13 protein-coding genes and 1 pseudogene are annotated in these 13021 nt (G+C 51.6%); 12 read left to right on the top strand and 2 right to left on the bottom strand.

Annotation, left to right across the window (positions count from 1 at the left end):
• Positions 1–114 precede the first annotated feature (114 nt).
• Together Q8902_02335 and Q8902_02330 are read left to right on the top strand one after the other, a co-directional pair.
• Positions 115–654 carry an inorganic diphosphatase gene (locus Q8902_02335; GenBank protein ID MDP4198390.1) on the top strand — a complete coding sequence of 180 codons (540 nt, stop codon included), beginning with the start codon at positions 115–117 and terminating at the stop codon, positions 652–654.
• A gap of 86 nt (positions 655–740) precedes the next feature.
• The gene (locus tag Q8902_02330) at positions 741–2267 is read left to right on the top strand and encodes a hypothetical protein (GenBank protein MDP4198389.1); all 1527 of its coding nucleotides are present in this window, start codon (positions 741–743) and stop codon (positions 2265–2267) included.
• A 20-nt stretch (positions 2268–2287) separates the two neighbouring features.
• Here Q8902_02330 and Q8902_02325 read toward each other — a convergent pair whose 3' ends face one another.
• Entirely contained in the window at positions 2288–2791 is a 504-nt protein-coding gene (locus Q8902_02325; protein ID MDP4198388.1) for a DoxX family protein, read from the bottom strand.
• A gap of 481 nt (positions 2792–3272) precedes the next feature.
• Between Q8902_02325 and Q8902_02320 the strand changes: the two are divergent.
• The 3 genes and pseudogenes from Q8902_02320 (at position 3273) to Q8902_02310 (ending at position 5726) form a co-directional block, all read left to right on the top strand.
• Positions 3273–3860: pseudogene (locus tag Q8902_02320) on the top strand (sigma-70 family RNA polymerase sigma factor).
• 307 nt (positions 3861–4167) lie between these two features.
• Positions 4168–4863 (top strand): hypothetical protein, encoded by a 696-nt coding sequence (locus Q8902_02315; protein MDP4198387.1) that lies wholly within the window; start codon positions 4168–4170, stop codon positions 4861–4863.
• Between the two features lie 14 nt (positions 4864–4877).
• Positions 4878–5726, top strand: a complete 849-nt coding sequence (locus Q8902_02310; protein MDP4198386.1) for a T9SS type A sorting domain-containing protein — start codon at positions 4878–4880, stop codon at positions 5724–5726.
• An 11-nt stretch (positions 5727–5737) separates the two neighbouring features.
• Here the strand turns inward: Q8902_02310 and Q8902_02305 are convergent, their stop codons facing one another.
• Complete coding sequence (locus Q8902_02305; protein MDP4198385.1) at positions 5738–6904, bottom strand: hypothetical protein; 1167 nt, start codon at positions 6902–6904, stop codon at positions 5738–5740.
• 476 nt (positions 6905–7380) lie between these two features.
• Between Q8902_02305 and Q8902_02300 the strand changes: the two genes are divergently transcribed.
• The 7 genes from Q8902_02300 (at position 7381) to Q8902_02270 (ending at position 13021) form a co-directional block, all read left to right on the top strand.
• Positions 7381–8142 (top strand): hypothetical protein, encoded by a 762-nt coding sequence (locus tag Q8902_02300; protein MDP4198384.1) that lies wholly within the window; start codon positions 7381–7383, stop codon positions 8140–8142.
• Between the two features lie 60 nt (positions 8143–8202).
• Positions 8203–8976 (top strand): hypothetical protein, encoded by a 774-nt coding sequence (locus Q8902_02295; protein MDP4198383.1) that lies wholly within the window; start codon positions 8203–8205, stop codon positions 8974–8976.
• Complete coding sequence (locus Q8902_02290) at positions 8977–9138, top strand: hypothetical protein (protein MDP4198382.1); 162 nt, start codon at positions 8977–8979, stop codon at positions 9136–9138.
• A gap of 173 nt (positions 9139–9311) precedes the next feature.
• Positions 9312–9983 carry a hypothetical protein gene (locus Q8902_02285; protein MDP4198381.1) on the top strand — a complete coding sequence of 224 codons (672 nt, stop codon included), beginning with the start codon at positions 9312–9314 and terminating at the stop codon, positions 9981–9983.
• A gap of 2 nt (positions 9984–9985) precedes the next feature.
• Entirely contained in the window at positions 9986–10555 is a 570-nt protein-coding gene (locus tag Q8902_02280) for an ankyrin repeat domain-containing protein (GenBank protein MDP4198380.1), read from the top strand.
• Positions 10556–11149: 594 nt separating this feature from the next.
• Positions 11150–12361: a carboxypeptidase regulatory-like domain-containing protein gene (locus tag Q8902_02275; GenBank protein ID MDP4198379.1), complete on the top strand. Its 1212-nt coding sequence runs from the start codon at positions 11150–11152 to the stop codon at positions 12359–12361.
• Between the two features lie 105 nt (positions 12362–12466).
• Positions 12467–13021 carry a hypothetical protein gene (locus tag Q8902_02270; protein ID MDP4198378.1) on the top strand — a complete coding sequence of 185 codons (555 nt, stop codon included), beginning with the start codon at positions 12467–12469 and terminating at the stop codon, positions 13019–13021.

Below are 13021 nucleotides of genomic sequence, written 5' to 3'. Positions count from 1 at the left end.
TTGCGCGTTCTCGCAACCCTCAATTCGGAGGAATTCGATCATTCCATTTGCTAATTTTCAGTAATGTTGAACGTGGTGGCATCGTTTATGGGATCAATCCTCGACCACTGACCGATGCAAAACCTTAAAGATGTTCCGATCGGAGCCAACGCGCCCGACGTCATTAACGCAATCATTGAAATTCCACGAGGCTCCCGGATGAAGGTGGAGTATGACCCTGAACTCGGGCTCTTTCGGCTGGACCGAGTCCTCTACTCGTCGGTTCATTATCCCTATTCGTATGGCTTCATCCCTTCAACCCTCTGGGGCGATGGTGATCCGCTCGACATTCTGGTCTTTTGCGATCAGGACCTGTTTACGGGTCTGCTGCTCGAAGTGATTCCCATTGGCGCGCTGGAAATGACCGATGACAAAGGAAGCGACCTGAAGATTGTCGCAGTCGCAGCGGGCGATCAGAGTGTGAACCAGATGACGGAATACACCGAATTGGCGGAACACCGGCGCCTCGAGATCGAACACTTTTTCGAAACCTACAAGCTGCTCGAAGGCAAAGGTGTACAGGTCGGACATTGGCTGCCATCGAATAAGGCCAAAGCCGCGATCATGAGTGCCAGAAGAAATCATGAGCAGGCCGCATCAAGTTTTCAACCCTGAGTGATCTGCACTGGAATTGAGATGAGCCTGCCGTACCCATTGTGTGTGCGGCAACTTCTCAGCGTATGCATTCTGTTGCTTTGGCGATGACGTTGCCCCACCGAGCCAGGCTCGGACTCTCGATCAGTCTCATCGCCGGGCTCGCCGGGTTCTTCCGTTTCTATCGCCTACACACACTCCCGCTTGGCCTGTATCATGACGAGGGCATGAACGGCAACGATGCGCTCATTGCATTGCGAACCGGAGTGTGGCACGTCTTTTATCCAGACAACAATGGCCGCGAAGGACTCTTCATCAACCTTCAGGCAATCTCGATCCGGTTGTTCGGTGCTACTCCGTTTGCGTTGCGGGCGGTAAGCGCGATGATGGGTGTTCTCGCGGCGATCGGGCTGTTCATGCTGGTCCGAGATTTCTTTGACGTCCGTGGCCATGGAGAGCCGGGTCGCAGCGCATTATTTTCGCGATGGCCGCGCTACGCACTCGTTGCCGGTACAATCCACGCGGTGTTGATTTGGCCGGTAATCACCTCTCGGCTGGGATTGCGGGCGCAGATGTCGTCCGCGGCAATTGTCTGGGTGCTCTGGGCCTTTCTTCGATTATATAACTGCAATTGGGTTCATACCAGAACCTCTCGCTTCATGTGGTCCGCACTTGCAGGAGTGTTTCTCGGGATTGGACTTAACTCGTATATCGCGTTTCGCGCGGCACCAGCGATCGTCATAGGAGTCATTGTTCTGGCAGTTTTGGCACGCCGTAAATATGTTTGGGGTAGCACTGCGGTTATCGCTTGCTTCGCGGCCGCTCTTACCGCTCCGCTTATGGTATATTTTTTACAGCATCCATCGATGGCCTCCGGCCATATCGAGCAAGTCTCGGTGTTTGGTCAGCACAAGGTCCTGCTTGGAATCGGATATAATCTCTGGATGGAGCTTCAGATGTGCTTCTGGCGCGGCGACATGAACTGGCGCCATAATTTCGGAGGAGCCCCGATGATCCCTTGGTTGCTTCAGCCGTTTTTTGTCGTGGGCATTCTTCTCATGCTGCGTCGGATCCTCACGCAACGCAACAATCTCCATGGCTTCTGGCGAGAGGCCGTCATGGTTTTGTGGTTTGTCTTTGGCTCTCTGCCGAATGTTCTGGCCGAGTCGCACACGCAACCCCACGGCTTACGTCTCCTCCTGATCGCACCCGCGATCACGCTGGTAGTCGCCTTTGGCATGGTCCGCACGTTCGATTGGCTTAGCGCGAGACTTGCCATTCCGCGAGCCTGGACCAATGGCATTCTCGCGATCGTGCTGATCGTCCTGACCGGATACGAATACAATCTCCTCTTCCATCAGTACACCGATCGTGCGGAAATGCACACAGCGTATTCCTATCGGCAATATGATCTGGCTAAATCACTCGAAGAACACTCTTCCTCGAAGCGGCGCTACGTCCTCTCTCCGTTCGGCGATACAACCGCACACGGCATCCCGATTCTGGCACAAGGCATCGCGTATCTCACGCAGACGCTCACGCCCGAAGAGCAAGCCGCGAAGAATATCCACTACGCAATTGCGGGGTCAGTGCCAGCATCGGATTCGGTTGAGTTGATTCCGATTCCCTGGTAAACATTGCCAGGCGCTTCGGCTTAAACTGCCTTGCGCACAAGCGGCGGCATGGTTCGTCGATTACCAGCTTTGGAAGTCAGCTCGACTTTCTTGTGCGCTTTGAAGAGTAGCGCATCGAGACTGAAGCGGCCGGGTCCCATGATCGTGATCGCGAGCGCGATCATCGCGAGTGTCAGCGGAAATTCAAATCCACCCTGGCCGATAAAGCCATTCTTCAGGTGGACCGTCATGACTGCTACTGACATATTGATCAGGATTCCGATGCCCCAGAATCGCGTAAGGATACCCAAAATCATTGCGGCGCCGCCAAGGAACTCCGTAAATGCGGACAGGTACGGAAGCAATGATCCATACGAACCGCTCATCATGCCGACCGTCGTCTCGAGACCCTTGCCGCCAAAGACTCCAAGGACTTTCTGAGAGCCATGCGCGAACATCACCGCGCCGAGCATGAGACGAATGACCAATATTCCCACATCGATCAGACGACTATTTGAGGAGGTAAAAAGCTTTCCTAAATTCATAACCGAATAATTTATTTGTTTGAACAAATACTACGCCGGAGCGGCTCCCCAAGTTTCACCCATCTGGTGTGATTCTCCTGCAAGGGTGTGATAATCAAGCCGTCCCGACAATAAATGACCTGAATTCTTCTTCATATTCTGTGACATCTGTGTCTTTTGGGATTCTCATGTGTTGTACCTTCGGGCTGGCGGAATTGAAACTTACGAGCCATTTTTCCGTCTCGGAGAATTGCCGGAAATGCTGGAAAATAACGAAGGAGACTCTCGGTCAATGACGATTTGATGCTCCGCCCCAAAAAGTTTCGTACTTTTGCACGCCAAATTCGGAGTGAGAAGGACATTTGAAGACAGCCCGATACAACAGTGGCGGCTCGATGAAAGAATCCTTCCAGAGCCATGAATTGATTTTGAATTGCCCTTGCACGGATGACCGATGAGGACTACCGTTCAAGAGACGTTGCAGCCGCAGAGAGGATAGACCATGACGCTTAGTGAATTAGACGAAAAAGGAATCCGGGACCGACATCGCGACTTTGAACGCGAGGCGATGCCGCACATCAACGCGCTCTATAACTTCGCGTTGCGCATGACCGGCGATCCGGACGATGCGAACGATCTCCTCCAGGAGACCTACATGAAGGCCTATCGCTTCTGGGATAAGTTCGAGCCTGGCACGAACTGCAAGGCGTGGCTCTTCCGCATCATGAAGAACTCCTACATCAACATTTACCGGAAAGAATCGAAAGAGCCGGATAAAGTTGATTACGAGGACATCCAGAATTTCTACAACACCATCCGTTCGGAATATACCGATCCGAACGATATGGAGGCACGCCTCTACCGTAACTTGCTGGACGACGATCTGACCCGCGCGGTCGAATCGCTGCCGGAGGACTTCCGCACGGTCGTCATCTTGTGCGATATCGAAGGCTTCACCTACGAAGAGATCGCGGAGTTTGTCGATTGCCCGATAGGGACAGTCCGTTCGCGCTTGCATCGTGGCCGTAAGTTACTCCGCAACAAGCTGATCGAATACGCGCGCGTCCGCGGGTACAACGTGGACGAAGAGCGTCACCGCAAGTCCACGCAAGGCCTCTACGAGAACGAAAGCGGCCAGCTCATCGGCAAAGATAGCGGCATGCCTATCGAGAACGGCGAGCCGTTCACCAACGGCCGGCACTAAGGACAAGCCAGAGGCATGTCCTACATCTGAGGTGATTCAGAATTGACCTAAGAAGCGAGCATGATATGCTCGCTTTTTTTGTATTAGAATTATGAAGTGTTTGATGGTCCTTATAGTTTTGGTGGCTTGTAATGCCAAGGCTCAGCCAATCAACGATCCAGTACTACGAGCTTTGTCTCCGTTAACTTGGCAGTTGAATTTTATGTGCTATGCTGATCTGCCGAACGACACACCAGACGTAAGGCACATTTGGTCCGGCAGTCGAGACCTTACTGCTTATGATTCGTTTTATTCTGGCGATACTTTTGAGATCAAGAATGGGCCGACCTACATTATTCACTCAGGTGCACCATACCATGTTCTCTATGGTCCAATAGGTTATGGATGGGATGCGACAATCAAGCTGGATACCATTGTGCGTCTAATTTCGATCTCGTACGATGAACACACACCCGACCCATACTTCATTCCACATGGAGCAGGATCATTTAGTTTTGATTCGATGTCATTCGTCATGGATAAATTCAACATTCAAGGCTTAACTACAAAAATTAGCGCAGAATGGGAAGGAAAGGCAGGACATACATGCTTCTTGGTAAATGGTTGGGTTACTATCGGTGACGCCTCTCCTCCCGCGAGCGTATCTACAAAACAGATTCCGTCAAACACATTCAAAGCTATCGCGATGCCCGACAATAGCATTCGATTTTCATTCGAGACGCGCACTGAAGCTTCCCCACTTCTTATCTTCGATCTCCTAGGCCGCGAGCGCGATGTGATTTCAATTGCACCGGGAAGCGAGAGCTACGAGTACAATAGCGCTCACCTCACACAGGGGATGTACGTTGCGACGCTGGGTGGAAGCGCGGTAAAGATTGTTGTGCGGTAAGAACAAGCTAAAGCATGTCCCACACCACAGGATTCAGAATTGACCTAAGAAGCGAGCATGAGCTGCTCGTTTATTTTGCTCATAAGATCGTCATGTTTAGAAAACTTGGACTTTGCGTGCTCATGGTATTATTTACACAACATTGCGCCCAAGCACAGACGGCATGCTCGAAGGATTCTCTATTGCTTTCATTGATGCCGGTCATTGGTTCCATGCAGTGGCACTGTTATTATCCGCGAGATACCTTTGGAACTTGGGATCTCGCTTTTGGGCCGGGGGCAATTGATTGGGATTCCGATTCATGCAGTCGTACAAGCGGAGGCGATACCATTATATTCAATATCTGGGGCGGTCCGTCGTCATATCATCGTTCCTTGTTGATTACGATTGATACCTTGCGCCAGGAGGTACGTACATTCAACTTCAGTGAAGGGGTGTCGAATCCGCCGCACCAAGCATACGTCGACTTTAACCATAAACCGTATCAGATCGTCGGCAGCAAAAAGCATGTGAGCGTTGAACTGTATGTCACATGGTACTCGCCAGATTGCCAAAATGGATCCTCGTCGTTTTCGGGATGGTTAACGTTGGGTGGTGCATCACCGCCAGCAAGTGTATCCCAAAAGCAAGCTCCGATAAATGTATTCAGAGCTATCGCCGCGCCCGACAATAGTATTCGATTCTCATTCGAGACTCACGCGGAGGCTACATCGATTCGTATCTTCGATCTCCTCGGCCGCGAGCGCGATGTGATTTCAATCGCGCCGGGAAGCGAGAGCTACGAGTACAATAGCGCTCACCTCACACCGGGGATGTACGTTGCGAGGCTAGGTGGGAACGCGGTTATGTTTGTTGTGCGCTAGTCCCTGAAATCTTATTGCACCCACACCCACGTCCCGCCGGCGAACAGAAATTGTGCGGCGGCATTGGCGAGGACTGTCGTTCCAAATAAGACCACGCTATATGGCGTCCGGTTGATGAGATAGAGCCACTGGCCTTGCGCCGCGCTCGTGACATTCGCGCTGATCGTATTCGTTGCTGCACCGGTCATTATGATTGCGATCGGCACGGTCCCCGTGATCGTGACGGTGTTGAGGTTGGTCGCGTTATCGTTTTCGTTGCCAAGTGTGAAGATGTTGTTCGTATACCTCAACGTCGTCAGCGTAGCGGCGGCAGGATTTGTCGCGCCAATGGTCGTGCCGTCCATGGCACCGCCGGTGATAGCAACTGCGCCGGAGGACTGTGTCGCGATCGAGCCGAGTCCCAAATTTGTGCGTGCCCCAATGGCGGTGTTCGAGCCGGTCCCACCTTGCGCGAGCGAGATCGGAGTAGTCAGCGCGTTGAGCGCCATGATATCGCTGTTCGATCCGCTGGCCGCAGCACCCAAATTCACGCGCGCGCCAACAGCCGCGTTTGCGCCGGTGCCGCCTTCATAGACTGGCAGTGGGGATGTGAGTCCCGAGAGCGATGTGATATCATTGTTCGTCGCACTCGATGCCGCGCCGATGGACTGCCGCGAAATTGTGCCAATACCACCTTTGAGTGAGTCGGCGATGACGGCATGCTGTGCGTGTAACGATGAGTCGGCGAGGGTGGCGCGCGCGGCGGTTGCCGCCGAACGGGCGGTGTTCGCGCTGAGCGCGGAATCCGCTAGCTTCGCGTGCGCCGCTTCGATGGAATAAAACGCATAGGGCGTTGCTGTAACCGCCGTTGCCTGACCGATGAAGCCTCCGTTATCAAGCTTCAATCCGAGATAGATCGGCTTCGAAAAAACTGTATTATCGGGGACGGCAATCATCACGCCGAAGACGCCTTCCGAAAATGTTACAGCGGGCATCGTCACGTTGTACACGCTCGCAGAATTCGTATCCGCTGAGAGAAAGAAATAGACCTGCACGCTATGGGTGCCGGTGAGTGGTCCGCCCGGATTGTTGATCAAGCCCTGATAGCTGATGTATCGCGGCACCTGGGCTGTGGCTCGCGGCGCAACGCTCGAACCGATAAGGAACAGAACGGCTGTAAACAGTAAGAGATGTTTCATAGCTTCAGCAGTTTATGATATGGGAATGAACCTCCGGCCGCCGAATGTAACACCCGCTCAGCCGTAATGCAATCCTAAGGATGAGGTACAGACTTCCTCAGGAGGAGTAGCTCGTGTAATATACCACATGCTTGCACGATTGGTACTCCACCCCCCAATCTTTTTGGATAATTTTTGAAGTTTGTTCGTATAAATAACCTTGAGCCCGCGACGGAACGCATGGCACCAAACGTGACGGCGAGGCATTGACTAGAGGTAATGACATACCGTTTCGCAATCTAATTATTTCTTATTTTGCCTGCTTGCGTTCGTCTTAGAGGTTTTCGTCAGAAATGAGGGTTTGATATACTCCTATCCTCAGTATTTTCTACAGGTGATCATATTCTGTACCATAACCTTTTGGCGGAAAGTAAAATCATGAGCGGAGAGAGGCTGGGAACAATAGATTGGATTACCACATAGATTGATCGCATCTTATGGCAACGAAGCTCACACCTGAGGAATGGGTTACATCATCCGGCGATCCGAGCGATCTCGGCTTTTCCATTGCGCGCAGCCCGCAGCCGTTCAGTCCGCTTCCGTATGGGGCTGATAGCACCCATCAATGGCGGAAAGACTATGGCGGCGCAACGATGGATAATGATGCTTGCCTCGGTCAGCCTCCCCCAAGCAACCCTAACAAACCCACGCCAGACGATGGCGGCAGTGGGCAGCCAAGGGGGAAGCCAATATCGAGCGATTTCCCATGTCAGGACATGGATACGGGCTGGTCACAGAGTGCTGCAGATCAAATTCCCGATACGTACCCCTTCAACCCAGAAACCAAGAAAGCAATTCTTGCTGCCGCAAAAGAGTATGGAATTAATCCGATATTATTAGCGGGAATAGGGCTCCAAGAATCTCATTTGGGGGATGGAAAAGGTTACATTCCTTATGATCCTAGTACAGGAAAAGGGGGAACAGGAGATAACGGTCATGGACGTGGCCTATGGCAGATTGACGATCACTATGGTACTAAGCCGCCACTCAGTCTTACGGCAGCCCAATTACTGAAATGTCAGTCCGACCCTGCATATTGTGCGATGCAGGCAGCAAAATTGATCGCCTATGACTTGGCTCTAAAGAAGAACCAAGGGAATGTCATGAGACTTGTTGAATCCTATAATGGTACTCCGGGCACCGCTGTAACTATCGCTTACGCGCAGAAGGTGTGCCATTACATGCGGTCTTTCAGGTAAGGAATCATGCTATCCCGGCTCTTCATCTTTTACGCTGTATGTTTGCTTCTCCTTGCAAGTATGCATAATGCTCGCTCTCAAGCGAAGCCATATTGGGGGGATATTCCGATATCTGAACGCTATCGTGAAACCCAGCATTTTAAAGACTCACCTGAACATAGCAAACGCCCGAAGTTTGTCTTGCTCCATCACGATACGGTGACCTTTCAGGACATTTGGGTGGACCCAGCTGGTTGGGCTTTCTTGGTCTCCCCAGAATACCCTGGATTGCAGGCAATGATCGTGCCTCCATTCAAGATTAATGGCAAGTCTTACTATCGCAAACTTTTGAAGAATTACGAATTACCTAATTGGATCATCCCGGATTCTGCGCTTCTTGTCGTAACATGGTGGTGCCGCGATTCGAATGAATTTTGTTGGCAATCAACTGACGACATTACGGTATTGAAGGGCGACCACAGCGATTTTAGAAGATCTTTTCATCGCCCCACAAACGCTGTTATTCATAAGGATACGGGGACGTTCAAGGGCTTCTATCCCGAAAGCATAAAATATACACCAACACTTCGAGTAAGTATCCATGATTCTTCTGAATCCGGGTTCTCACTTGCCCCTCCATTTTTGATTGACGGCGAACCATCTTACCGGCTGATTGCGCAGGGCGCTGAAGATCTACCGGGTCTCGCTGATGCACTTCGAAAAGATGCTCCATGCACACTTTGCCCTCCTTCTCTCGTTCCAGATTCGACTATTCTTGAAGTCACTTCTTGGTCACGGCCAAAGTATCCTGATCTCCACATCGTTGATGCGGTGCGGATTTTAGGGCGGAAGTAAATGGCTACGAAGATCACTCATGAGGAATGGGTTACATCATCCGGCGATCCCAGCGATCTCGGCTTTTCCATTGCGCGCAGCCCGCAGCAGTCCGGCGAGCAAGCGATAGAGGCAATTCGAGAGATGTTATGGTTTATGTATGGAGGATACAAGTATCGATGAAACCCGAATATTTATTTAGGCTATGGACGCTTGGTCTGATATCATACTTGGCGCTTTGGGTGTGTGGTCAGATCCATTACACATTCGAGTATTTTGGAGGCTTAGTGATGTTTTTGGGTGCGCTGAATGCTTGGAGGGACATGAAGAACCAGCGGAAATACTGATCGCATCTTATGGCAACGAAGCTCACACCTGAGGAATGGGTAACATCGAGCGGCGATCCGAGCGATCTCGGATTCTCCATTGCGCGCGGCCCGAAGCCGTTCAGTCCGCTTCCGTATGGGGCTGATAGCACCCATCAATGGCGGAAAGACTATGGCGGCGCAACGATGGATAATGATGCTTGCCTCGGTCAGCCTCCCCCAAGCAACCCAAATAAATCACCGGTGGATGATCGGGGCCCGCAACGTTTTCCGAAAGCTGATAATACTGGCGTGAAGTCTCTCGCGCAGCAGCGAATGGAGAATGCGGCCAATGCTGATACAGTGCTTAGGGGCGCCTCCACATGGCTCGCAATTCTCTCGAATGAGTATAATCAGATTAACTGGAATGACACCGTTTACAATATCCTCGTTCTGACTATCAACCTTATAAACCGCTTTATTGCTAAGGGCAAAGACTTCATTGACTCAGCTCTGCCATCTGATAGTTATGACCTCCGCACTGATCTTCAAACGATTAATGGGAATATTGCTTCGCTGAAAAAGCTTCTTACTCAACTCGGTGCCGGGACATTGCTTCCTCCATCTGGTGTTTCGGCGTCCGATTTCAAGGACTCGATTCAGAACATGATAGATAAATTTCAATTCATAGCAGATGAAATTAACTGGAAACTCACTCATTGAGTATGATTAGTGCATGTAAACCATCGCGAGTATTGTATCTTTTCATCTGGGCTTGCCTCCTCCTTTGCGCTTGCAGTCGAGCCAATCGAACCACAGGTTCGTCCGAGGATGCCAACTCGCTGGGCGACTCACCTTTGCATATGGCAGTAGGCGAAGGCGATCTAGGTAAGATCAAGCATCTTGTGGAGAGTGGGGCGGACCCAAATTTAGAGAATAAGGTGGGCTTTACGCCATTTTCAGATGCGGTAACGTACTACGAAGGCAATTCAAACCGTCAACTTCAAGCTGCTGCCGATATGGTACGATGGCGTGATTCTTCTGGCTTGATAAGACACGCAAGATACTTGGAAATCATTCGCTTCTTGCTCGGCCATGGCGCTTCACCGAATGTGTCGGATAAATGGGGCGGAACCCCGCTTCACAATGCCGCAGCGTTCTGCGACTCAGCGATTATTGCTCTCTTACTTCAACATGGTGCAAATAAGAACGCAAAGGACCTGAAATCGGAAACACCACTCGACATCGCAATAGCTCATGGTTGTGGCGATAGCGTGCGGGTATTACTCAAATAGATACGTCAGACAAACCTGCGAGTAAATACCTAGTCAGTTGTTCGCGACAACTCTTTTGCCAACAAGTATCGCCCGTCACGTTAAGCCATGATGGGCCATTCCTTTTGTAGGATTCTATTTGCGACTGCATCGAGTGCTCCATGAATGCTTCTGCCGCGCGAAGATTTTTCTTGCACTCGCGGTTTCGGTGTCGTATATTGTTGGTGAGGTCACAGGCACCTATTTGCTCATTGACAAGAGAGATTCTTATCCAACTGGAGAACAGCCTTCCGATGGGTCTCTTGGCTTCGCATCATGCGATCCTTCATTGCGCTACGCTTCATTCAGGATGACGTGGTTCAGGTATGAAGCGGAGATGGCGTTCATTAAATGACAACTCAAAAGAGAGAAATTATTCATGAAGTAAATCGGATCAAATGGCGAAATTGGCTCGCAATCGGCAGTGATTATGAATATGAAATTCAAAAAACAAAGAGTGGCGACCGGTTTTTCGTGGCAGGGGCTGCATTTTCGTAGTTTTGCGTGAGGATCGAATTCTGGCAGTGTTCTTTGTTCGGCTGGCGATTTTCCGCAGTCCTCATTCTATCGAAATTTATGAAATTTAGCCGATATTCCATCATTCCATTTCTAGGAGCCTGGTTCGTGCTCCTTGCTCTTTCCGCGTGCCGTCACACCTCGCCGACCGAGCCCAATCCGACGCCAAATCCGGATTCCTGCTGCAATGGCGTGATCAGTTACCACTTGCAGGACTCGACCGGTTCGCCGATCAGCGGTGGAACAATCGCACTTGCAGGGCCGAACAGTGTAACGCGCACCGAAACCACCAATGGCGATGGCAATGCCCACATGGTCCATCTGTGCCCGGGCCGTTATGTCATTCACAGTTCGAAGGATGGCTACCAGACGAAGGAGACCGTCGTCGAACTGACCTGCAATGACACGGTCAGTGATACGATCACGCTCGGCGTCAGCTCGCATGTGACCAACAATGATTGCTGCCACGGGAGCATCACGCTGATCGTCCACGACTCCGCAACGGGCACCGCGCTCGATGGCGGTTCCGCGACACTATGGATGAATGGTCATAACATGGGTTCGAAACCGATGTCGGTGCATGGGACCGTTTGGGACGGCCTGTGCCCGGGACAGTACTCGTTCAGCCTTTCGAAAGATGGATACCACGGCACCGAATTCCGTATCGATAGCATGGGCTGCAGCTCGGTCCGTAACGTTTCGCATACGATGAGTTCGACGACGACCACGGATTGCTGCGGCGGCGTCGCGGAGATTACAGTCATCGATTCTTCGACAGGCCATGCAATTAATGATGCGGCGGTCACGCTCAACGGTGTGAGCATGAAGACCGGTGCGGATGGTGGCGTTCGTTACGCGCATCTGTGCCCGGGCGCCTACCGAGCGACGATCATCATGGACGGTTATTCGCAGGGCGTCATCGAATTCCAGCTTGGCTGCAACCAGACGATTGGCTACACCAAGGGCTTAATGCCAGTGCATCAGAATAGCGTCTGCGATACAGCTTCCTTAGGAATTACCGTCGTGGATTCAATTCATCAGGACATGCGCCTGAGTGATGCAGCAGTCACAGTGCGGCTGAGCGGACATAGCGATATTCTGGCTCAGGGCAAGACTGATGTGAACGGGTACTTCCAAACCCCAAGCACGCTCACCGGCAACTCGCAATACAGCGTGACGATCTCGGATGACGGTTACCACGAGAAGACCTTTACCTGGCAGATCGGTGAGTGCTATACCCACCTGGAGACTTTCATGTTGAGTCCGCAGTGAGTTTGCTACTGAGGCATTCAGACGAATCCGTCATCGAATCGCGCGCTCCCGAAACGGAACGCGCGATTCACGGTTATGGCGTATGACTTGCCGTAAATTTGCGTGGTGATAGATATCGAACCAAGCCTCACAACTCGTATTCATAGCGCCCGGCGAGTGCTTCTGGCAGGCCATGCCGAGTCTGCCCTCGAGACACTCGAAGCACTCGGGGCAGAACAATTCGCGAGCTATCATCTGGTTCGCGCCGAGTGTTGCTATGCACTGCACCGGTATGCAGATGCCAGAGATGAGGCAGCACAGACACTCGAACTCGCGCCGAATTCGCCGCGCGCGGAAATCCTGCTCCAGCTATGTCAGGAGATGATCGAATTGGACCGGATGGTACAACCGCCTCCGGCTATGACGCGTCTCCAATCAGACAAACCAATGCCGATTGTTCAGTCAGTGCCATTTGTTCCTGAGCGTACGATTGATCCGGAGGAATTCGAACACGCCGAGGAATCCGGCCTGGTCAGCGAAACACTAGCTGAGATCATGACCCACCAAGGCAAGTTCGAGGAAGCGCGGAAGATTTATATTCAACTCTCGCGGCTCGATCCCGGCAGAGATGCCTATTATCACGAGAAGATACAACTCTTGTCAGAACCTGGATTACGCTGA

It is taken from the genome of Bacteroidota bacterium, from assembly GCA_030706745.1.
In the GTDB taxonomy this organism is placed as follows: Bacteria; Bacteroidota; Ignavibacteria; order Palsa-1295; family Palsa-1295; genus PALSA-1295.
The sequence above is the reverse complement of the archived record's forward strand: the minus strand, read 5'-3'. Positions and strand labels throughout refer to the sequence as shown.